Annotated in this window: 23 protein-coding genes; all 23 read right to left on the minus strand. The window is 34.5% G+C overall.

The annotated features are described in order from the left end of the window. The 23 genes from frr to fliM all read right to left on the minus strand — a co-directional run bounded on the left by frr (position 1) and on the right by fliM (position 19,781). Entirely contained in the window at positions 1–558 is a 558-nt protein-coding gene (gene frr, locus I5776_RS12560; RefSeq protein ID WP_202776749.1) for a ribosome recycling factor, read from the minus strand. After that, complete coding sequence (gene pyrH, locus I5776_RS12565) at positions 558–1,283, minus strand: UMP kinase (protein ID WP_202776750.1); 726 nt, start codon at positions 1,281–1,283, stop codon at positions 558–560. The genes frr and pyrH overlap by 1 nt, the downstream gene beginning before the upstream one ends. Before the next feature lie 100 nt (positions 1,284–1,383). Next, complete coding sequence (gene tsf, locus I5776_RS12570) at positions 1,384–2,265, minus strand: translation elongation factor Ts (protein ID WP_202776751.1); 882 nt, start codon at positions 2,263–2,265, stop codon at positions 1,384–1,386. A 133-nt stretch (positions 2,266–2,398) separates the two neighbouring features. After that, positions 2,399–3,118 carry a 30S ribosomal protein S2 gene (gene rpsB / locus I5776_RS12575; protein ID WP_202776752.1) on the minus strand — a complete coding sequence of 240 codons (720 nt, stop codon included), beginning with the start codon at positions 3,116–3,118 and terminating at the stop codon, positions 2,399–2,401. A 157-nt stretch (positions 3,119–3,275) separates the two neighbouring features. Further along, positions 3,276–3,797: a hypothetical protein gene (locus I5776_RS12580; protein ID WP_202776753.1), complete on the minus strand. Its 522-nt coding sequence runs from the start codon at positions 3,795–3,797 to the stop codon at positions 3,276–3,278. Between the two features lie 9 nt (positions 3,798–3,806). After that, the gene (locus I5776_RS12585) at positions 3,807–4,106 is read right to left on the minus strand and encodes a hypothetical protein (protein WP_202776754.1); all 300 of its coding nucleotides are present in this window, start codon (positions 4,104–4,106) and stop codon (positions 3,807–3,809) included. A 29-nt stretch (positions 4,107–4,135) separates the two neighbouring features. Next, complete coding sequence (locus tag I5776_RS12590) at positions 4,136–4,897, minus strand: FliA/WhiG family RNA polymerase sigma factor (protein ID WP_202776755.1); 762 nt, start codon at positions 4,895–4,897, stop codon at positions 4,136–4,138. A 27-nt stretch (positions 4,898–4,924) separates the two neighbouring features. Then, entirely contained in the window at positions 4,925–5,416 is a 492-nt protein-coding gene (locus I5776_RS12595; RefSeq protein ID WP_202776756.1) for a chemotaxis protein CheD, read from the minus strand. After that, positions 5,417–6,037 carry a chemotaxis protein CheC gene (locus I5776_RS12600; protein WP_202776757.1) on the minus strand — a complete coding sequence of 207 codons (621 nt, stop codon included), beginning with the start codon at positions 6,035–6,037 and terminating at the stop codon, positions 5,417–5,419. A 12-nt stretch (positions 6,038–6,049) separates the two neighbouring features. Continuing rightward, the gene (locus tag I5776_RS12605; RefSeq protein ID WP_202776758.1) at positions 6,050–6,496 is read right to left on the minus strand and encodes a chemotaxis protein CheW; all 447 of its coding nucleotides are present in this window, start codon (positions 6,494–6,496) and stop codon (positions 6,050–6,052) included. A 14-nt stretch (positions 6,497–6,510) separates the two neighbouring features. After that, positions 6,511–8,565 carry a chemotaxis protein CheA gene (locus I5776_RS12610; RefSeq protein ID WP_202776759.1) on the minus strand — a complete coding sequence of 685 codons (2,055 nt, stop codon included), beginning with the start codon at positions 8,563–8,565 and terminating at the stop codon, positions 6,511–6,513. A 16-nt stretch (positions 8,566–8,581) separates the two neighbouring features. Next, entirely contained in the window at positions 8,582–9,649 is a 1,068-nt protein-coding gene (locus I5776_RS12615; protein WP_202776760.1) for a protein-glutamate methylesterase/protein-glutamine glutaminase, read from the minus strand. A gap of 8 nt (positions 9,650–9,657) precedes the next feature. Continuing rightward, the gene (locus I5776_RS12620) at positions 9,658–10,518 is read right to left on the minus strand and encodes a MinD/ParA family protein (RefSeq protein WP_202776761.1); all 861 of its coding nucleotides are present in this window, start codon (positions 10,516–10,518) and stop codon (positions 9,658–9,660) included. Further along, positions 10,515–11,648, minus strand: a complete 1,134-nt coding sequence (gene flhF / locus I5776_RS12625) for a flagellar biosynthesis GTPase FlhF (RefSeq protein ID WP_202776762.1) — start codon at positions 11,646–11,648, stop codon at positions 10,515–10,517. The genes I5776_RS12620 and flhF overlap by 4 nt, the downstream gene beginning before the upstream one ends. Beyond that, positions 11,645–13,681, minus strand: coding sequence for a flagellar biosynthesis protein FlhA (gene flhA / locus I5776_RS12630; RefSeq protein WP_202776763.1), 2,037 nt, complete (start codon positions 13,679–13,681; stop codon positions 11,645–11,647). The genes flhF and flhA overlap by 4 nt, the downstream gene beginning before the upstream one ends. 27 nt (positions 13,682–13,708) lie before the next feature. Then, on the minus strand, positions 13,709–14,791 hold the full coding sequence (gene flhB, locus I5776_RS12635) for a flagellar biosynthesis protein FlhB (protein ID WP_202776764.1): 1,083 nt from the start codon (positions 14,789–14,791) through the stop codon (positions 13,709–13,711). Beyond that, entirely contained in the window at positions 14,792–15,568 is a 777-nt protein-coding gene (fliR, locus tag I5776_RS12640) for a flagellar biosynthetic protein FliR (protein ID WP_202776765.1), read from the minus strand. Between the two features lie 4 nt (positions 15,569–15,572). Then, positions 15,573–15,842: a flagellar biosynthesis protein FliQ gene (gene fliQ, locus I5776_RS12645; protein ID WP_202776766.1), complete on the minus strand. Its 270-nt coding sequence runs from the start codon at positions 15,840–15,842 to the stop codon at positions 15,573–15,575. Between the two features lie 16 nt (positions 15,843–15,858). Beyond that, a complete protein-coding gene (gene fliP / locus I5776_RS12650; RefSeq protein ID WP_202776767.1) occupies positions 15,859–16,524 on the minus strand; it encodes a flagellar type III secretion system pore protein FliP in 666 nt (221 codons plus the stop codon). Beyond that, the gene (locus I5776_RS12655) at positions 16,517–17,203 is read right to left on the minus strand and encodes a flagellar biosynthetic protein FliO (protein ID WP_202776768.1); all 687 of its coding nucleotides are present in this window, start codon (positions 17,201–17,203) and stop codon (positions 16,517–16,519) included. The genes fliP and I5776_RS12655 overlap by 8 nt, the downstream gene beginning before the upstream one ends. A 25-nt stretch (positions 17,204–17,228) precedes the next feature. Continuing rightward, positions 17,229–17,591, minus strand: coding sequence for a chemotaxis protein CheY (cheY, locus tag I5776_RS12660; protein WP_202776769.1), 363 nt, complete (start codon positions 17,589–17,591; stop codon positions 17,229–17,231). Between the two features lie 23 nt (positions 17,592–17,614). Continuing rightward, the gene (fliY, locus tag I5776_RS12665) at positions 17,615–18,793 is read right to left on the minus strand and encodes a flagellar motor switch phosphatase FliY (protein ID WP_202776770.1); all 1,179 of its coding nucleotides are present in this window, start codon (positions 18,791–18,793) and stop codon (positions 17,615–17,617) included. Beyond that, positions 18,783–19,781, minus strand: a complete 999-nt coding sequence (gene fliM / locus I5776_RS12670; protein WP_202776771.1) for a flagellar motor switch protein FliM — start codon at positions 19,779–19,781, stop codon at positions 18,783–18,785. The genes fliY and fliM overlap by 11 nt, the downstream gene beginning before the upstream one ends. Between the last annotated feature and the right edge of the window lie 27 nt (positions 19,782–19,808).

Here is a 19,808-nt window from a genome sequence, read left to right on the forward strand (position 1 = left end):
TTACACTTCTAATATATCTTGTTCTTTCGTTTTAGTAATTTGGTCGATTTTATTAATATGCTCATCGGTAATTTTTTGAACATCATCTGAGTAGCCACGTAAATCATCTTCCGAAATTTCACCGTTTTTTTCTAATTTCTTTAAATCATCATTGGCATCACGACGAATATTTCGAATTCCAACTTTTGCTGCTTCAGCTTCTTTTTTTACATGCTTTACTAATTCTTTACGACGTTCTTCAGTTAATGCTGGAACAGCTAGACGAATTAATGTTCCATCATTACTTGGAGTTAGTCCTAAATCCGATTTTAAGATGGCTTTTTCAACTTCTGAAACAATTGATTTATCATATGGCTGAATAACTAATAATCTAGCTTCAGGAACAGATACGGATGCAAGTTGATTCACTGGTGTAGGTGCACCGTAATAGTCGACTACGATTCTATCCAATAAAGAAGCACTTGCTCTACCCGCTCTAATTGAACTTAATTCACGAGTATATGCTGATATTGCCTTAGACATTTTGTCTTTAGTATTTGCTATGACTTGTTTTGGCATTAAGCTTTCCCCCTAACAATTGTACCAATATTTTCTCCCATTATAACACGTTTAATATTTCCTTTTTCCATAATCGAAAAAACAATTAATGGAATATCATTGTCCATACATAAAGATGATGCAGTTGAATCCATAACAGCTAAACCGTTTTTGATCACATCTAGATAAGTTAATTCTTCATATTTCACAGCATTTTCATCTAGTTTTGGATCTGCAGAGTATACGCCATCTACATTGTTTTTTGCCATTAGGATAACTTCAGCTTCAATTTCAGCAGCTCGCAATGCAGCTGTCGTATCTGTTGAAAAATAAGGATTTCCAGTGCCGGCAGCAAAAATTACGACACGTTTTTTTTCAAGATGTCTTATTGCACGTCTACGAATATATGGTTCTGCCACTTGACGCATATCTATAGACGTCTGTACTCTTGTTTCTATTCCATTTTGTTCTAAACTATCTTGAAGTGCTAAAGAGTTCATTACAGTAGCTAACATACCCATATAATCGGCAGTTGCTCTGTCCATCCCCATTTCACTCCCGATTTTGCCTCGCCAAATGTTTCCACCGCCAACAACAACAGCGACTTCAACTCCTAATTCAGCTAGCTCTTTCACTTGTTCCGCTACGGATTTAATTACAGTGGGATTAATTCCAAAACCTTGTTCACCTGCTAATGCTTCACCACTAAGTTTTAAAACGACACGTTTATATTTTGGGGTGCTCATTGTGAACCTCCAATTTTTTTTGAGTATGTATTCTATATTACTATATTTTAAATGTCTTTAAAAATAGGGAACACATCGTGTCCCCTATCCATTGATATTATTACTTCTTAACTTGGCTCATTACTTCTTCAGCAAAGTTATCTTGACGTTTCTCGATCCCTTCACCAACTTCATAACGAACTAAGTTAGTAATTGTCGCACCATGTGATTTAACAAATTGACCAACTTTTTGATCAGGATTTTTAACAAATGCTTGATCAATAATACAAATTTCTTCAAAGTATTTGCTTAAACGTCCTTCTACCATTTTAGCCACAATGTTTTCTGGCTTGCCTTCATTTAATGCTTGTTGCGTTAAAATTTCACGCTCATGCTCAACTTCTTGTGCAGATACTTGATCACGAGAAATGTATTTAGGATTTAATGCAGCAGCATGCATGGCAACATCTTTAGCAACTGATTGATCAGTTGTTCCTTCTAACACAGTCAATACACCAATACGGCCACCCATGTGTAGGTACTCACCAAATGCTGCATTTTCCGGTTTTGTTAATACTGTAAAACGACGTAAAGTGATTTTTTCACCAATTTTAGCAATTGCAGCATTAATTGTTTCACTAACAGTCGCACCATTATCCATTTGTTGTTCTAATGCTTCTTCAACAGTTGCTGGTTTTTTGTTTAATAAATGTGCAGCTAATTCTTTAACAAGATTTTGGAAGCCTTCATTTTTTGCAACAAAGTCTGTTTCAGAGTTAACTTCTAAAATAACCCCTTCATTGCCTTCAACGGAAATATAAGTTGTACCTTCCGCAGCAATACGGTCAGCTTTTTTAGCTGCTTTTGCAATTCCTTTTTCACGAAGGAAATCAATTGCTTTTTCCATATCTCCATCTGTTTCTGTAAGTGCCTTTTTACAATCCATCATTCCAGCACCTGTTTTTTCACGAAGTTCTTTAACCATTTGTGCAGTAACTGCCATCGGATGTTCCTCCTTATTATATGTAGATTCATTATTAGTGTATACGGATTATCTCTTAAAAAAAGGTGATAAGGATGAAGCCTTCTTATCACCTTTTCACATACATTTTTAACAATACGAACAAAATTTATAATTATTCAGCTGCAACAGTTGCAGTTACTTCTTCTTCTTCACCTTGTTTAACTTCGATGATTGCATCAGCAATTTTACCAGTTAATAGTTTAACTGCACGAATCGCATCATCATTCGCTGGAATTACATAGTCGATTTCATCTGGATCACAGTTTGTATCAACGATACCAACGATAGGAATATTTAATTTACGAGCTTCTGCAACAGCGATACGCTCTTTACGAGGATCGATGATGAATAATGCATCTGGTAACTTTTTCATATCTTTAATTCCACCAAGGAATTTAACTAAGCGTTCATGTTCTTTTTTAAGCTGAACAACTTCTTTTTTCGGAAGAACTTCAAAAGTACCGTCTTCTTCCATTTTTTCGATTGCTTTTAAACGTTCAATACGTTTTTGAATTGTTTCAAAGTTTGTTAATGTACCACCTAACCAACGGTGATTCACAAAATACATACCTACGCGTTCTGCTTCTTCTTTAACAGATTCTTGAGCTTGCTTTTTTGTACCAACGAAAAGAATGTTTCCTCCGTTTGCTGCAAGTTCTCTTACAAAGTTGTATGCTTCTTCAACTTTTTTAACTGTTTTTTGAAGATCGATAATATAGATGCCGTTACGCTCTGTGAAAATATATTTTTTCATTTTTGGGTTCCAACGGCGTGTTTGGTGACCAAAGTGTACACCAGCTTCAAGCAATTGCTTCATAGAAATTACTGACATGTTATTTCCTCCTAATGGTTTTGATTTCCTCCGCTTCATTCATCTTTATATAAAGACTATCCATTTAGATAGCACCCTTTATTTAAATCCAGAAGCGTGTGTATTAACACCATGAAATAATATAGCATAAAAAATATTTTCAATCAAGCATATCAAGCTATTTTTGTTGAAATTTTACCATTAAGTCGATTTCTGTTTTTCCTTTATTAAGCTTTTTTGCTATTTCATCATTTGTTAATCCTGTTTTTTGCAATGATATAATTTTATCAATTAATGTTTCTGAATTTGTTACATCTTGCTCATTTTTTATTAAATTAGTATTCGTCCCCGCTGTGTTTTGATATGACTTAGCCGCATACATACGATTATAATTATTCGAAATTACTTCGTTTACTTCATTCGTCCGTTTATCAATTGTTTGATGGTTATTAGTCGTTTTCTCTATTGCCCCGTCCTTTTTCTGTTTTATCTGAACACTTTTGAATTTACTTATAAATTGCTCATTTTCTTCTTTCAATTCCTCAATATGGGCTGTAAAGATATCTTCCATCTCTTTCATGACTTGCTTTTGGGAATGGTCCATCGTCAATAAACGATTTTGTCTTGAAAATAGAATGATAACGGCAAATATAGTAATAATATTTAATATAATTGATAGTAATAAAATAAAAATTGTCATAATAATTCCCTACCCACTATAATCGACGTTTTTCCCTTTAAATGGGTGATTTTGTTCAATTGACTTCCCATTTTTATGTTTTTTCAGTTCGTGTTGAAATGAATTATCTTTTGAATCCTTTTTAATGTGACTTCCATCTTTTTGTTCGCTTCTGATTACATTTTGCCGTTTTTTTTGTAATTCCTTCTCGACTTGAATCATGGCATTTTCATTAAGCATTTGCCCATCTTTTTGTAATTCTTGAGTTTGTTTGCTTACATCAATACTTTTCGGCAAGGCAATTTGCATTTCAATTGATTTTAACTCCATAGTTTTATTACCTCCACGAGAATGGTTCACTAATTTTTTTCTAAAATTTTCTTAAGTTTAAATATTGCTTTAGAATGGATTTGTGAGATTCTCGATGTCGAAAGGTTCATAATTTCCCCTATTTCAGTTAAAGTCAATTCTTCACGATAAAACAAACTTAACACCAATTGTTCTTTTTCAGATAGTTGGGTAATGACCTTGGTTAATTCTTTAATTTGTTCCTTTTTCACTAAATAATCGTCGGGACTTGGAGTATTTTCATCCTTAATAATATAACTACTTGCATCGCTGTCATCCATTTCAAATACATGTTCATCGATGGAGAGAATATTTGCAAAAAAATGCTCATTGACAGTTTGGTACACTTCCTCTTCATTTATCCCTAAGTGGTCAGCAATTTCTTCGGCAGAAACGGTTCTCATATGTTGCTGTTCTAATTGTTCAATGGTCGATTCAATTTTTTTTGCCTTTTCCCTTGTGCCTCTTGGCAGCCAGTCTTCTTTCCTTAGTCCATCAAGGATAGCACCCCGAATTCTAAACGATGCATATGTATCAAATTTCAAATCTCGGGATAGATCAAATTTATTTAATGCATCAAGTAATCCTAACATACCAAGACTTTTTAGATCATCCTTTGAAACATTGCGAGGAAGTCCTACTGCAATCCTATGTACATGATAATATACAAGCGGTAAATATTTTTTTACTAAAACATCTCCAGCCTGCGTATCACGAGAACTTAGCCATAAATCCCAATATTTTTTCTCTTCTTTCGTTTCCGAATATGCCATAGTTGCCCCTCCTCGTAGTTAGTTTCCTTATAGTTCTGTAATTCCTTTATTAACCGTCCGTATTTGCAAAATAAATGATTCCGGATTAAATTCGATTGTCCTACCGCTTTTTCCACCTGTATCTTCTGCTACTAGCTGGATATTTTCGTTTTGTAAAGCTGACTTAACTGCTTCAACATTTCTCGGTCCAATTCGCATCATTTCATTAGCTGATGAAAAGGAAAACATTTCGGCTCCCCCAGCAATTTTTGCTTTTAATTTTCTTGGATTACTTCCAGCGTGAATGAGCCTAGATTTCAATTCTATAATAGCGGTATCCGCAAACTTACTTTTATTTATTGGTTGCGAATTTTTCGCTATACTTGAATCCGGTAACATAATATGTGCTAAACCAGCCAAAGGTTGAGATGAATCATATACAATTACCCCTACACATGAGCCTAATCCAGTTGTACGAATTGTATTTGGTGCTGAAACTATATTCATATCTGCAATCCCAACTTTAATAACTGTCTCCATTCATTCCACTCCCAACGATTTGAAAATGATTTGAAATGATTCTGGATTTGGGAGTAGAAAAAAGTGTCCATTTACAGCCGATAAAGTGTCTGCTTCATAAAGTGCCGTATCTATTACAATTGCACGATCACTTATTTGTGAAACCTCTAATAACCCATAGCTAATAATTGCTCCGAACATATCGACACTAAGTGCAGGGACCGAAGGTAATAAATCTAATTGGGTAAAATCTGATAACGCCGTTAAATAGGAACCCGCTAAAATATTCCCCAATTCCTGTGCAGCAGATACCCCCATTTCTGAAATAGGACTAGCAAATGTAAACGTTGAATCACCAATCATTTTCCTAATAAAACGTTCCCCTTGCTCTATAGGAAGAATGAAAAACATGTTACCACTAGCATCTCCTTCAATTCTTAAGAAAACACTAACAACCACATTTTCCGACCCACCTGCTAGCTCCATGATTTCATTGAAAGGGACTATTCTCACATTTGGAATTTTCATATCAATTTTTTTGTTTAAAAGGGTTGATAATGCAGTCGCTGCATGACCAGCACCAATATTACCAATTTCTTTTAATATATCGAGATGTATATTTGTAAATCGATCCTTTTCCATATATGAAAACTCCTATTTGAGTGGACTTAGTACTTTTTCTAGGTTTATTAATAATAGTAATCGTTTATCTATTTTCGCAACTCCAGATATATATTCCGCTTTGATCGTGTCAACTACTTCAGGATGAGGTTCAATAATGTCTTTCGAAATATCCAAAACATCATTGGCTGCATCTACTAATAAACCAACTTCCATATTATCTACTACTACAATGATAATTCTCGTACTTTCATTGGATAAAATTTTTCCTATTCCTAACCTTTTTTGCAAATCGATAATTGGCAATACGACACCGCGTAAATTTATGACACCTTTAACAAAACTCTCCGTACGAGGGACTCTCGTTATATGTTGTACTTTTTCAATTGCACGAACTTGCTCAACAGGAATAGCATATTCTTTATCTAATAACTGAAATACAATTAATTTTACATTTTCTGTAGCTACTGATTCTGTCAATTTCCCCACTCCAATCACTTTATCAATGCGTTACAATCAATGATTAATGCAACTTGTCCATCGCCAAGAATCGTTGCTCCTGATATTGCAAAAACATTTGTTAAATAGTTTCCTAGTGATTTTAAAACAATTTCTTGTTGTCCGATAAATGAATCAACGACCAATGCAGCCATTTTACTGCCTTTTCTCACAATAACGACTGACAAATACTCATTATCTTCAATTTCCGCTGGTACACTAAATACCTCATTTAAAAATACAAGGGGTACGATATTTCCTCTAAAATCGATTACTCTTTGGTTATGTGCATTTAAAATATCACTTTGCTTAATGATAGCTGTTTCGATAATAGATGATAGAGGGACTGCATATTTTTCTTCACCTAGTTCTACTAACATTGCTGAAATAATAGATAATGTTAATGGCAGCTGAATAATAAAGACTGAACCTTGACCTTCTGTTGATTCAATATTAATGATACCACCTAAAGATTCAATGGTTGCTTTAACAACATCTAAACCAACCCCTCTTCCGGAAATATCGGAAATTGTATCAGCTGTTGAGAATCCAGATGCCAGAATTAATTCAAATACCTGCTTATCCGATAAACTGCTAGCTTCTTCTTCACTTACTATCCCTTTAGACAAGGCTTTACTTAACACTTTTTCACGATTTATTCCAGCACCATCATCTTCGATTTCAATAAATACATGGTTCCCGCTATGATACGCTTTGAGCTTGATCGTTCCTTCTTCTGGTTTGCCTTGACTTCTTCTTTTCTCAGGTGTTTCAATTCCATGGTCAATCGCATTACGTAGCAAATGGACTAGGGGATCCCCAATCTCATCAATAACTGTACGATCAAGCTCGGTTTCTGCTCCAATTACCTCTAGATTAATATTTTTATGTAAGTCTCTAGCCAACTGCCTTACCATTCTAGGAAAACGGTTAAATACAGTTTCGACAGGGACCATCCGCATATTTAAAATGATATTTTGGAGATCACTAGAGATTCTTGTCATTCTTTCCACGGTTTCATCTAGTTCAGAGTGATGAAGTTCTTTTGAAATTTGTTCTAATCTTCCACGATCAATCACTAGTTCTTCGAATAAATTCATTAAAATATCAAGTCTTTCAATATTCACACGAATGGTTTTACTTTGACTAGCAGGATTCCCCTTCGGTTGAGTACTTTTCTTTTCTTTTTCCGATCTATCAGCTTGTTTTTCACTATTTTGAGTGGATGGTGTTTCTTCTGATATTATTTCTTTATCATCTGATCCTTCTTCTTGAAATTGATTAAAATGGGTGATTTCATGAATGTCTACCTTTTCAATCTCAGATACTTTCATTACTTTCTTTTTTATTTCTTCAGCTAAATCATTTGTTATTAATGTAATAAAAAATTCATTATCAAATTGTTCTGCTTCCAATTGTTCTACCGTTGGATTTGACTTAATAACCTCGCCACATTTTTCTAACACTTCAAATGTCATAAATACCCGAGCGGCTTTTAATAAACAATCACTTCTCAACGAAATCGAAAGTTCATAGCAATGAAACCCTTGATCTAATGATTGTTGGATAATCGTTTGTTCATATTGGTCATAATGATTTTTTAATTCAGACTTGATCTCTTCTACTACTGTAGCGGCAATTTCGTTTTGTGCCGTTTGAATTGCTGCCGACTCACCAGTTTCAATCATATGCAATTTCTCGATTACTAGGGATACATCTTTTTTTCCATCTCCGCCTGAAGCAATGGATTCAACCATAAATTCAAGATCGTCAACAGCTAAAAATACAACATCGAGAATTTCTGCAGTCACATGAATCTTTTCATTCCGGATTGCATCTAAAACATTTTCCATCTTATGGGTAAGGTTTGCTAGATCTTCATACCCCATTGTCGCAGACATACCTTTCAATGTATGCGCAGATCTGAAAATTTCATTTACAATTGAAAGATCTTCTGGATTCTTTTCTAAAAGTAATAATTGCTCATTACAAGATTGTAAATGTTCTTTACTTTCTTCAATAAAAATCTCTAAATATTGACCCATTTCCATAAAACCCCACGCCCTTCTATACCATATATTTCATAATTGTTGTTGCAATGTGATTAAGATTAGCAATTTCATCTACAAGATTAGTTGCAATTGCAGATTTTGGCATTCCAAAAACGATACAGCTGTTCTCCGATTCTGCAATGGCTTTGACATTCCCATTAGACTTTAGTTCCATTAACCCTTTTGAACCGTCTGCTCCCATACCTGTTAATATGACAGCAATCTTATCATACTCACTACAATGGCTTATCGATTCGAACATCATATCAACGGATGGTCGATGACCTTTAATCGGTGGAGAATGGTTCAAACTTATTGTAAGTTCATTACCAACACATTTTAAAACGAGATGATAATCCCCAGGTGCAATATAGGCGACACCATCTTTAACAATTTCTCCATCCTCTGCCTCTTTTACAGTAATTTCACTTAATGTATCTAAACGATTAGCTAACGATTTTGTAAATCCTGCTGGCATATGCTGGACGATTAAAATCGGCGCTTTAATTGTTTTTGGCAATGCTGTTAGCACTTCTTGTAATGCCTTTGGTCCGCCAGTTGAAGAACCGATGCAAATGATTTTTTTTCTATTCCCGTGCTTCCAATTAACTTTACTAACCGGTTCCTTTTTTTCCTGCACGTTTTCCTGTTTCGTATTTAACGCTCTTCTCACGTTCAGCATATTTACTTGTCCAGCATTCTTCACCTTATTAATTAATTGTGTTTTAATTTTTCCTAAATCAAGGGATATGGCCCCTGATGGCTTAGCAATAAAATCAATGGCGCCGTTTTGCATTGCAATAATTGTATTTTCTGCGCCAGCTTTTGTTGTGCTTGATAGCATAATCACAGGTTTAGGAAATTCATCCATTAATATTGCTAAAGCTTCCAGCCCATTCAATATTGGCATTTCAATGTCCATTGTAATAACATCTGGGTTTAATAGTTTTGTTTTTTCAATGGCATCTTTTCCATTTCTAGCAATCCCTATGACCTCTATTTGAGGATCTTCTTCTAAAAAATTGACGATTAATTTCCTCATAAATGCAGAATCATCAACAACTAAGACCTTTATACGTTTCATGATCAGCCCTACCTTTCAAAGAAGCTCCGTAGTTTACGGATAAATGGATTCGATTGGGTTGATGATATCGCATATTGTTTTTTACCTAAGTAATTTTGTACGATTTTCTCAAGTTTTACCGAAACGGATGAACTAGGAAATTCTGTGTAAAAAGGCACTTGACGAATGACAGCTTTTCTCACATGCGAATCTTCTGGTAATATTCCAAGACTGTAGATATCTTTATTCATAAAATTCTTCATAACGGTTTGTAGACGGTTTAAAGTAAGAATACCTTCTTTTTCCCTTTCGCTTCTATTACAAATTAGAAAAAGGTTATTTTCTTTACTTTTTAATACGATGTATTTCATCATTGAATATGCATCTGTAATTGAAGTAGGTTCAGGGGTTGTTACAACAAAAATATCATCTACTGAAAATAATATTTGTAGATTTGCATTTGTCGCTCCTGCCCCCATATCGAATAGGATAAAATCATATTGATATTGTAACTCTTCTAATTCTTCCAACAATCTTTGAACAAAAATATTATCTAATTCCAGTACCTCAGAAAATCCATTTCCAGCTGAGATATAGGAAATATTGTTTGGTCCCGGAAAAATAATTTCATTAAATGGTATGTTTTTTTCAATATAGTCAGAAATGGTATATTTCGTATCTGTACCTAACAATACATTGATGTTCCCCATTCCTATATCAAAATCAAAAATTAGCACCTTATATCCTTTTTGTACTAAAGAAAAGGCAGTGTTAACGGTAATATTGGATTTACCTACACCGCCTTTTCCGCTAACAACAGCAATGGTTTTAGCAGGGGTAGATTCAATAGTTTTGAGCTTTTTTCGTAACTTTTCTGCTTGATCACTCATAATTTCATACCTTCAAATAAATGATTAACCAATAGGTCTCGTGTGCATTCTTCCAAATCGTCCGGAACATCTTGACCATTTGTAAGGTATGCCACACCTTTTTCATTTTTTAAAATCAAATTAAAAATTGTTCCATAAGTTGAGGTTTCATCCAATTTAGTGAAAATGAATTTGTTAATACTTAGAGATTCAAAGTTTTTTATTATCATTTGAATATCTTTTTCTTTCATTGTCGTCGATAAAGTCAAAAATGTTTCCATACTTTGACTAAAATCGATGAGGTTTTCTAATTCCGTAATATACTTCATTTCCCTGTAATTGCGGCCGGCAGTATCGATAAATATATGATCATATTCAGCATATTTTATGATCGCCTTTTGAAAATCCTCCAATTTATAAACAACCTCTACTGGTACATTTAGTAGATTAGCATATGTTTTCAACTGTTCGATAGCGGCAATTCTATAAGTATCTGTTGTAATAAAGGCAATTTTCTTCCTTTTTTCAAGTACTTCCCCCGCAGCAATTTTTGCTAAAGTAGTTGTTTTCCCAACACCTGTAGGACCGACTAAATTAATGAACTTTTTCTGTGGAGATATTCCGCCATGTTCAAAAGTAGACATACTCGAAATAAAAAATTCTTTTGCCCATTCAACTACTTGATTCATCGTAGGCTCATTGTCACTATTTCGATAACGATTTAGTAATTTGTTGCTTAAAGCTGAGATAATATCATCATTTATTTCTTGTTCGTGTAACTTTCCACAAATGACTTGAATGGGCTCGGGCAAATGTACAAGTAATTGATTCACTGTCATTTCCTGAACCATTTTCTTAATTTCAGTTAGTTCATGATGAATGTCATTTTTATTGTTTTGCTCAATGTTTACTCGTTGTTGTACAGGAATAATTGGTGGTTTTTGCTGCTTTTCTTTCAGAATAGCATGATTTTGTCTTGAGTCCATATCTAAGGCAGCGATGACTTCAAGTTTTTTTTTCTTAAATAAACCAAGCCAACCACCCGTATAGGTAACTTTGGAATTAAGAATGACTGCCTCGTCACCTAATTCACGACGAATCTGCTTCATCGCCTCTGACATATTTGATGCTACAAACTTTTTCACTTTCATGATAGATTCACCACCCCAACACTTTGTACTTCAACATTTGCCTCCAATTCATTATAAGAAAGAATCGGAACTCGTGGAAAATACCGTTCCGTCATTTGACGAACATACATCCTTACAGCAGGGGAACATAATATAATTGGTGATTGACCGATTACTGACAATTGTTCAACCTGTCCAGCTATTGCTTCTAAAATGCTTTGTGAATCATTTGGATCTATTGATAAGTAATTACCATGTTCTGTTTGTTGCACCCCATCAGCAATCATTTTCTCAATTTTTCCTGAAACAGTAATAACCTTTAAATTATTCCCGTCCTCAATATATTGATTCGTAATTTGTCTAGCTAAGCTTTGTCGCACATATTCCGTTAATAAATCAGTATCAGAGGACATTTTACCGAAATCGGCTAAAGTTTCAAAGATGATTGTTAAATTTCGAATTGATACATTTTCTTTAAGAAGTTTAGCCAAAACTTTTTGTATATCACCAACAGAAAGTGGATTTGGAGTAACTTCTTCAACTAAAATCGGATAGGTCTCTTTTATATGATCGATTAGTTGTTTCGTTTCTTGTCTACCTAATAATTCATAAGCATTTGCTCGTAAAAGCTCCGTAATATGCGTAGATACAACTGAAGGAGGATCCACAACTGTAAAACCTAAAATCTCTGCTTCTTCTTTCGTATCTTCGGTTATCCATTTAGCGGGTAAGCCGAAAGATGGTTCAATCGTATCAATTCCTTCAATTGAATCTTCCCCAATACCAGGGCTCATGGCCAAATAATGATCGAGCAGTAATTCTCCTCGTCCCATTTCACTTCCCTTTATTTTTAGGACATATTCATTGGGCTGTAATTGAATATTGTCACGGATTCTCACGACTGGAATAACAATTCCCAATTCTAAAGCCAATTGACGTCTAATCATGACGACTCGATCAAGTAAATCTCCACCTTGATTTGCATCCGCAAGCGGAATGAGGCCATAACCAAATTCAAATTCAATTGGGTCAATATTTAATAGATTAATAACACTTTCAGGACTTTTTAGTTCCTCAGATTGTATTTCTTCTTCCATTTCAAGAATATTATCATCTGATATCTTTGGTACCTTCGAAAGTCTAAATCCACCGAGCGCAATAGCTGCTGAGATAGGAATCGTTACTAAGTCATTAATTGGAGTAGCAATACCTAGTAAAAAAATCGTACCTGCTGCAACATATAACATTTTCGGAAAAGCAAGAAGCTGTGTTATGATATCTTGCCCTAAATTCCCATCAGATGCTGCACGCGTAACAACAATTCCTGTAGCTGTCGATATTAGTAGAGCAGGTACTTGACTTACAATACCATCTCCGACAGTAAGTAGTGAATATCTTGTAGCCGCTTCTGCAATAGGTAAACCTTGCTGGGTCATTCCGATAATAATCCCAAAAATTAAATTGATAAGTACAATGATAATACCAGCAATGGCATCACCTTTTACGAATTTACTCGCACCATCCATAGCACCGTAAAAATCCGATTCCCTACTTACTTTCTCCCTACGTTCCCGTGCTTCTTGTTCTGAAATCATACCGGCATTTAAGTCAGCATCAATACTCATTTGTTTCCCTGGCATTGCATCAAGAGTGAAACGTGCCGCTACCTCTGAAACCCTTTCAGATCCTTTTGTAATAACAACAAATTGGATAATAATTAAGATGAGAAAGACAACAAGTCCAACGATGACATTCCCGCCAACAACGAACGTTCCAAATGTTTCTACTACACCACCTGCTTCACCTTTAGAAAGGATTGATCTTGTTGTAGATACGTTTAAGCCCAGACGAAACAAAGTCAAAAGTAATAAAAGTGATGGAAAAACAGAAAACTGTAAAGGCTCGGTCATATTCATTGATGTTAATAAAACTAATAATGCTAAAGAAATATTGATAATGATAAGAAAGCTTAATAGTCCTGGTGGAAATGGTATGATCAACATCGCCACTATTAAAATGACACTTAATATAACAGACAAATCTCTTGTTGACACACTCTTTCTCTCCTAACTAATGAAAACCTAAATTTTATTTTTGATTCGATAAACATATGCAAGTATTTCAGCTACGACTTTAAAAAATTCTTCCGGAATGGCATCACCAATTTCAGTCTGATCATATAAAGCCCTTGCCAATGGTCGGTTTTCAACCATAATGATTTCATGTTCTTTCCCGATTTTTTTAATTTTTTCAGCAACAAAATCCACGCCTTTGGCAATCACATATGGTGCATCTTGCTTGTCTTCATCATATTTTAAGCAAATCGCAAAATGGGTTGGGTTTGTTATTATGACATCCGCTTTTGGTACTTCTTGCATCATCCTTCGCATCGCCATTTCCCTTTGCCTTTGCTTTATTTTCGATTTAATTAATGGGTCACCTTCACTATTTTTGTATTCATCTTTTATATCTTGTTTTGACATTCGGATATTTTTTTCAAAATCAAATTTTTGATATAAAAAATCAAAAACGGCCAAAAATAAAAGGGCAATGGATGCGGCTAAACCCATTTGTAATGCTAAGTTGATAATTATCTTAACGGCATCCCCAACAGATTTATATGATAATCCTAATACTTCATCAATCCGAGTCCATAGAACGATAAATGTAACCACACCGACAAATAAAATTTTCAGTATAGACTTAAGCAATTCAACGATTGCCCTCATTGAGAAGATTCGTTTAAAACCTTTAATTGGATCAAGCTTTTCTAATTTAGGTGTTATACTTTCCGGTGAAAATAATAATCCAATTTGTGCAAAATTAGAAACGATTGCTGCTATAAAAGCTACAAGTAGAATCGGACCTAATATAATGGCCGTTTCCTTTAAAACTTCAACAACAAGCACACGAAAATTATTTTCAGTTAAATCTGCTAACAATACATGTTGAAAAGAAGAACGGAAAAAATTTAAAATATGATTTCCAATAAATGATGAACCAAATAACAAAAATAAAAATACTGCCAAAAGTCCTACCGCTGTATTAATGTCTTGACTTTTAGCCGTTTGTCCCTTTTTCTTAGCATCCTGTCGTTTTTTTGGGGTTGCTTTTTCTGTTTTTTCACCGGAAAAAAATTGTAAGTCAAGCGAAATCAATTTCATTTATGTTCCACCTACTAATTTCATGACATCTCTCATCGCATAAAACATAGATGCAAATAATTGCTGGCATACCGAAAAAATAACGCCCATCACGATAACTAAAACGATAAAACTTACAGCTATCTTTACCGGGAAACCTACTACAAATATGTTGAGTTGTGGCACGGTTCTAGCAACTATCCCTAATGCAACGTCAACTAAAAAGATGGTCGCTACGACAGGAATCGACATTTGGAAAGCAATAACAAACATCTTACTAAATGTTTTCATTATAAAGTCGACCACACTTGCATCTCCGAACGAGAATAATACTTTATCAATAGGGATAAATTGATAACTGTAAAAAATTCCGTCTAAGATAATATGATGACCGTTTACCGAAAGTAACAATAATAAAGCAAAACTATATAAATATTGACCCATTAATGGACTTTGAGTTCCTGTTTGCGGATCAATGACGTTGGCAATCGCAAACCCCATTTGAAAATCAATAAATCCTCCGGCAATTTGAATGGCTGATAATATCAAGTACGCGATAAATCCAATAAAAAGCCCGACCATTGCCTCTTTAATAATAAGAAGAATATATTTCCCATCTATTTCAAATCCATGAACATCCATCGTATAATACATTAACCATGCTAGAAAGAATGCGAATCCAATCCGATAGACTGCTGGAATTGTTCGGTATGAAAAAAAGGGCATTGTTACAAAAAAGGCTGATATCCTGACAAAAATCAGTAAAAAGACCGTAAAAGATGGAATAAGTTGATCCATTCTATTAACCTACATATCTCGTTAAATTTGAGAAAATATCTGTTGCATAGGAAAGTAAATGACTTAACATCCACGGACCAAAAATAACAAGTCCAATTAATACCGCCACAATTTTCGGGATAAATGCGAGCGTTTGTTCTTGAATTTGTGTTGTTGCTTGAAATATACTAACAATTAATCCAATGATTAACGCAACTAACAAAAGTGGCCCAGCAACAATTAAAGTAACATATATCCCCTTCTCAGCAATGGATATGACCATATCCGAATTCATTTTCAATCACCTATCTTTAAAAGCTTTGTAATAACGATTTAACTACAAGATACCATCCATCGACTAAAACAAATAACAGTATTTTAAACGGCAGAGAAATCATCACAGGGGGTAACATCATCATCCCCATGGACATTAAAATACTTGCTACAACCATATCGATTACTAGGAAAGGAATAAAAATCATAAAACCAATTTGAAATGCAGTCTTAATTTCACTTAATGCAAACGCCGGAACTAAAGCTGTAATCGGAATATCTTCAACTTTTTTTGGTTGTTCTGCATGTGAATAGTCAAGGAAAAGCTCTAAATCTTTTTGTCTCGTGTATTTACTCATAAACTCTTTAAACGGAACGGATGCTTTATCATAAGCCTGTTCTAAAGTGATCTTATCATTAAATAAAGGTGTTAATGCTTGTTTATTTACCTCGCTAAATGTGGGTGCCATAATAAAAAATGTAAGAAATAATGACAAGCCTACAATCACTTGATTTGGCGGCATTTGCTGAGTCGCTAATGATGTTCGAACAAAGGATAATACAATCACAATCCTAGTAAACGAAGTCATTAAAATCAAAATACTAGGAGCCAAAGATAATACTGTTAACAAAAGAAGGAGCTTTACCGCTGCTGAAACATTGTCAGGTGAACTATTATTAAAAAACTGCATAAAATCATTCATCTGTTTCTTGCTCCTTCACGTCTAACTTGTTCATCGTTTTTCTTCTTTCTCTATTCATCGTTTCCAATTGATTTTTTAATATATGTTGAAAAGAAGAGGTTTTGGAAGAATTATTATCCGACTTTTTCTGTTTGTATTTATTCGTTAATTTTGTAATCATATCTCTCGGTTCAAGGGACTGTTCAACTTGATCCTCGTAATATTGGATAAACTCTTCAACTTCTTTTTGATTTTCAATTTCCTTAAGTAAATGGATATCTTCTCCGACACCCAAAATCAGTATTCTATTTCCAGCTTTAACAATTTGTAAGGATCGGTTTCCTCCTAAAGGAGTTCCGCCAAAATTTTGTATTAATCGATTCTGTTGGTAGGATCGACTTTTTTTATTAATAAATTTTAGTAAAAAGTATAATAAGGCAATAACAAACAGTAATGCAAAAACCATTTTGACGCCATCCCAAACAGTGATGATGGAATTATTTGTTTTTGCAGTCGTATCCGCATTTTTTGTATTATTTTCAGCTTCTTTTTTTGTATCGTTCTTTGATTCATTTGAATGTTGCTTAAACCAGTCTTCAACATTCCCATTATTGGTCTCTGCATGGGCGATAATATGATGCCCATACAGAGGTGTAATGAGTAAAATGAGTGTCAATAGTTTTAATAATGCTTTTCGCACGTTCCCTACACCCTCTTATTATCAATTAAGCCAGTGTTTTTTGTATTGCCTCTATTACACGGTCGGCCTGGAAAGGTTTCACGATAAAATCTTTCGCACCAGCTTGAATAGCATCGATAACCATTGCCTGTTGCCCCATTGCTGAACACATAATTATTTTCGCACTTGGATCTATTCCTTTAATTTCTTTCAATGCTGTGATTCCATCCATTTCTGGCATCGTAATATCCATCGTTACTAAATCCGGTTTTAATTCTTTATATTTTTCAACCGCTTGTGCTCCATCAGCTGCCTCGGCAACAACATCGAAGCCATTTTTTGTTAAAATATCTTTAATCATCATTCTCATGAATGCTGCATCATCTACTACTAGTATTCTATTTCCCATTTTATTAACCTCCGATTTAAACCCTATAATTGTTTAATTCTTTCTCTTTGACTAACTATATCTGTAATTCTCACACCAAAGTTTTCATCAATAACGACTACTTCCCCTTGTGCAATCAGTTGCCTATTTACTAAAATATCGACTGGTTCACCAGCAAGTTTGTCTAATTCAATGATAGACCCTGAGCCCAACTCTAGAATCTCTTTAACTGATCTTTTCGTTTTTCCTAGTTCCACACTTACTTGAAGTGGAATATCTAACAGCATATTTAAATTTCTAGTTTCAGGTGCAGCAAGCTGTTGATCATCAAAACTGGAAAAAACAGCTGGTTGAACATTTTGTTGTACGGCATTTCCACTGTTAGTGTTAGATGGTTGCTGTCTTACTGGTTGTGTTGCCTGTGGTTGTTCCGTTTGCATCATATTATATGAATCTACATTTGTATGACTAGATACGTGATGGTCCATCATATCATGATCTTGCTGTGTATTTTGAGTTTCAATTGTTTCGTTTGCTTCGCTTGTATTAAACAGATCGTCTACTAATCTTCTTCCAAAATCTAATGGTAGGACTTGCATGATTGAAGAATCGATTAGCTCTCCAACCTTTAATCGGAAAGAAATTTTAATGATTAAATCTTGATTTGGAATATTTTCAGTTCCTTCACCAGCATTTAAATTTAAAATATCGACTGTTGGCGGTGAAATGTCCACGCGTTTGTTGAATACGGTAGACATCGATGTAGCAGCTGAGCCCATCATTTGGTTCATAGCTTCTTGCACCGCACTTAGATGAATCTCGTCCATCGTATCAGAAGATTGTCCCGTTCCTCCGAGCATTAAATCCGCAATCACAGAGGCATCAGATTGTTTGATGATCATCATATTGATTCCGGAAAAGCCTTCTGTATATTTCACTTGAATGGATATATACGGATGTGGAAACTCATCTTTTAATTTTGATTTTTCAACAATTGTTACTGTGGGAGTAGTAATTTCCACCTTTTGTGATAATAGAGTAGATAATGCTGTAGCTGAACTGCCAAACGATATATTTCCTATCTCACCAAGAGCATCTCTTTCCATAGATGTTAAGTAATCATCCACATTTATTGTTTCTTTTTCTGTATTTTCCTCTCCATCATCCGCTGTACCACGTAAGAGAGCATCAATTTCATCTTGTGAGAGCATGTTATTCATCATCTTCTCCTCCTTTCACATCCTGTAATATTTGGACGGCCATTTTTTTGCCTCTTTTTCCTGTCTGTGCACTATATTTCGGAATTCCCTCCATTTTTACAATTACAGGGTCATTAATATTTTGATCCAATTGAATAACATCTCCTATATTTAAATTCAGAAAATCTTCAATTGTAATCTCAGTAGTTCCCAATTCAGCCACAAGTGGAATAACCGCTTGTTTAATATTTTTTTCAATTATCTCTGTTTCTTTAGGTTCTTTTTCTTTCAAGCTATTATTTTGCATCCAATAGTGGACTGATAGATTAGGAATAATTGGTTCCAACACGACATGTGGGATACAAAGATTAATCATTCCACTCGTTTCCCCAATTACAGTATTCATAGAAATAACGACAACTGTTTCATTTGGAGAAACCATTTGTAAAAATTGTGGGTTTACCTCAAAATCAACTAACATTGGCTCAATTTCAGTAATATTCGCCCATGCTTCAGTTAGATGTTCAAAGCCACGTTCAAATAAGTTCGACATAATTTTCTTTTCAATTTCAGTCAAATTATCAACCTTATTGACACTGGTCCCTTTTCCACCCATAACAAGGTCTAACATGGAGTATGCGATATTAGGATTGATTTCCATTATGATTCTTCCATCTAATGGCGGTACATCAAAGGAAGTTAATATTGTCATTTTCGGTACTGAACGAACAAATTCTTCAAATGGAATCTGATCTGTTGATGCTACCGATATTTGAACAAATGTCCGCAGTTGGGCTGAAAAATAAGTCGTTAATAATCTCGCAAAATTTTCATGTATTCTTGTTAAGCTTCTAATTTGATCTTTAGAAAAGCGCAAGGCCCTCTTAAAATCATATACTTTTACTTTCTTGGCTTCTTCCTCTTTTTTAATATCCTCAGCATTCATTTCCCCCGTTGACAAGGCACTTAACAGGGCATCAATTTCGCTTTGTGATAATACTTCACCTGACATCATTTACACCTCCCTTATTGGTTATTG

Source organism: Heyndrickxia vini (genome assembly GCF_016772275.1).
In the GTDB taxonomy this organism is placed as follows: Bacteria; Bacillota; Bacilli; order Bacillales; family Bacillaceae_C; genus Heyndrickxia; species Heyndrickxia vini.

Excerpts from the sequence above, each read along its gene's own strand:
- frr (WP_202776749.1), bottom strand. The coding sequence starts at position 558 with ATGCCAAAACAAGTCATAGCAAATACTAAAGACAAAATGTCTAAGGCA.
- pyrH (WP_202776750.1), bottom strand. The coding sequence starts at position 1,283 with ATGAGCACCCCAAAATATAAACGTGTCGTTTTAAAACTTAGTGGTGAA.
- tsf (WP_202776751.1), bottom strand. The coding sequence starts at position 2,265 with ATGGCAGTTACTGCACAAATGGTTAAAGAACTTCGTGAAAAAACAGGT.
- rpsB (WP_202776752.1), bottom strand. The coding sequence starts at position 3,118 with ATGTCAGTAATTTCTATGAAGCAATTGCTTGAAGCTGGTGTACACTTT.
- I5776_RS12580 (WP_202776753.1), bottom strand. The coding sequence starts at position 3,797 with ATGACAATTTTTATTTTATTACTATCAATTATATTAAATATTATTACT.
- I5776_RS12585 (WP_202776754.1), bottom strand. The coding sequence starts at position 4,106 with ATGGAGTTAAAATCAATTGAAATGCAAATTGCCTTGCCGAAAAGTATT.
- I5776_RS12590 (WP_202776755.1), bottom strand. The coding sequence starts at position 4,897 with ATGGCATATTCGGAAACGAAAGAAGAGAAAAAATATTGGGATTTATGG.
- I5776_RS12595 (WP_202776756.1), bottom strand. The coding sequence starts at position 5,416 with ATGGAGACAGTTATTAAAGTTGGGATTGCAGATATGAATATAGTTTCA.
- I5776_RS12600 (WP_202776757.1), bottom strand. The coding sequence starts at position 6,037 with ATGGAAAAGGATCGATTTACAAATATACATCTCGATATATTAAAAGAA.
- I5776_RS12610 (WP_202776759.1), bottom strand. The coding sequence starts at position 8,565 with ATGGAAATGGGTCAATATTTAGAGATTTTTATTGAAGAAAGTAAAGAA.
- I5776_RS12615 (WP_202776760.1), bottom strand. The coding sequence starts at position 9,649 with ATGAAACGTATAAAGGTCTTAGTTGTTGATGATTCTGCATTTATGAGG.
- I5776_RS12620 (WP_202776761.1), bottom strand. The coding sequence starts at position 10,518 with ATGAGTGATCAAGCAGAAAAGTTACGAAAAAAGCTCAAAACTATTGAA.
- flhF (WP_202776762.1), bottom strand. The coding sequence starts at position 11,648 with ATGAAAGTGAAAAAGTTTGTAGCATCAAATATGTCAGAGGCGATGAAG.
- flhB (WP_202776764.1), bottom strand. The coding sequence starts at position 14,791 with ATGAAATTGATTTCGCTTGACTTACAATTTTTTTCCGGTGAAAAAACA.
- fliR (WP_202776765.1), bottom strand. The coding sequence starts at position 15,568 with ATGGATCAACTTATTCCATCTTTTACGGTCTTTTTACTGATTTTTGTC.
- fliQ (WP_202776766.1), bottom strand. The coding sequence starts at position 15,842 with ATGAATTCGGATATGGTCATATCCATTGCTGAGAAGGGGATATATGTT.
- fliP (WP_202776767.1), bottom strand. The coding sequence starts at position 16,524 with ATGAATGATTTTATGCAGTTTTTTAATAATAGTTCACCTGACAATGTT.
- cheY (WP_202776769.1), bottom strand. The coding sequence starts at position 17,591 with ATGGGAAATAGAATACTAGTAGTAGATGATGCAGCATTCATGAGAATG.
- fliY (WP_202776770.1), bottom strand. The coding sequence starts at position 18,793 with ATGATGAATAACATGCTCTCACAAGATGAAATTGATGCTCTCTTACGT.
- fliM (WP_202776771.1), bottom strand. The coding sequence starts at position 19,781 with ATGTCAGGTGAAGTATTATCACAAAGCGAAATTGATGCCCTGTTAAGT.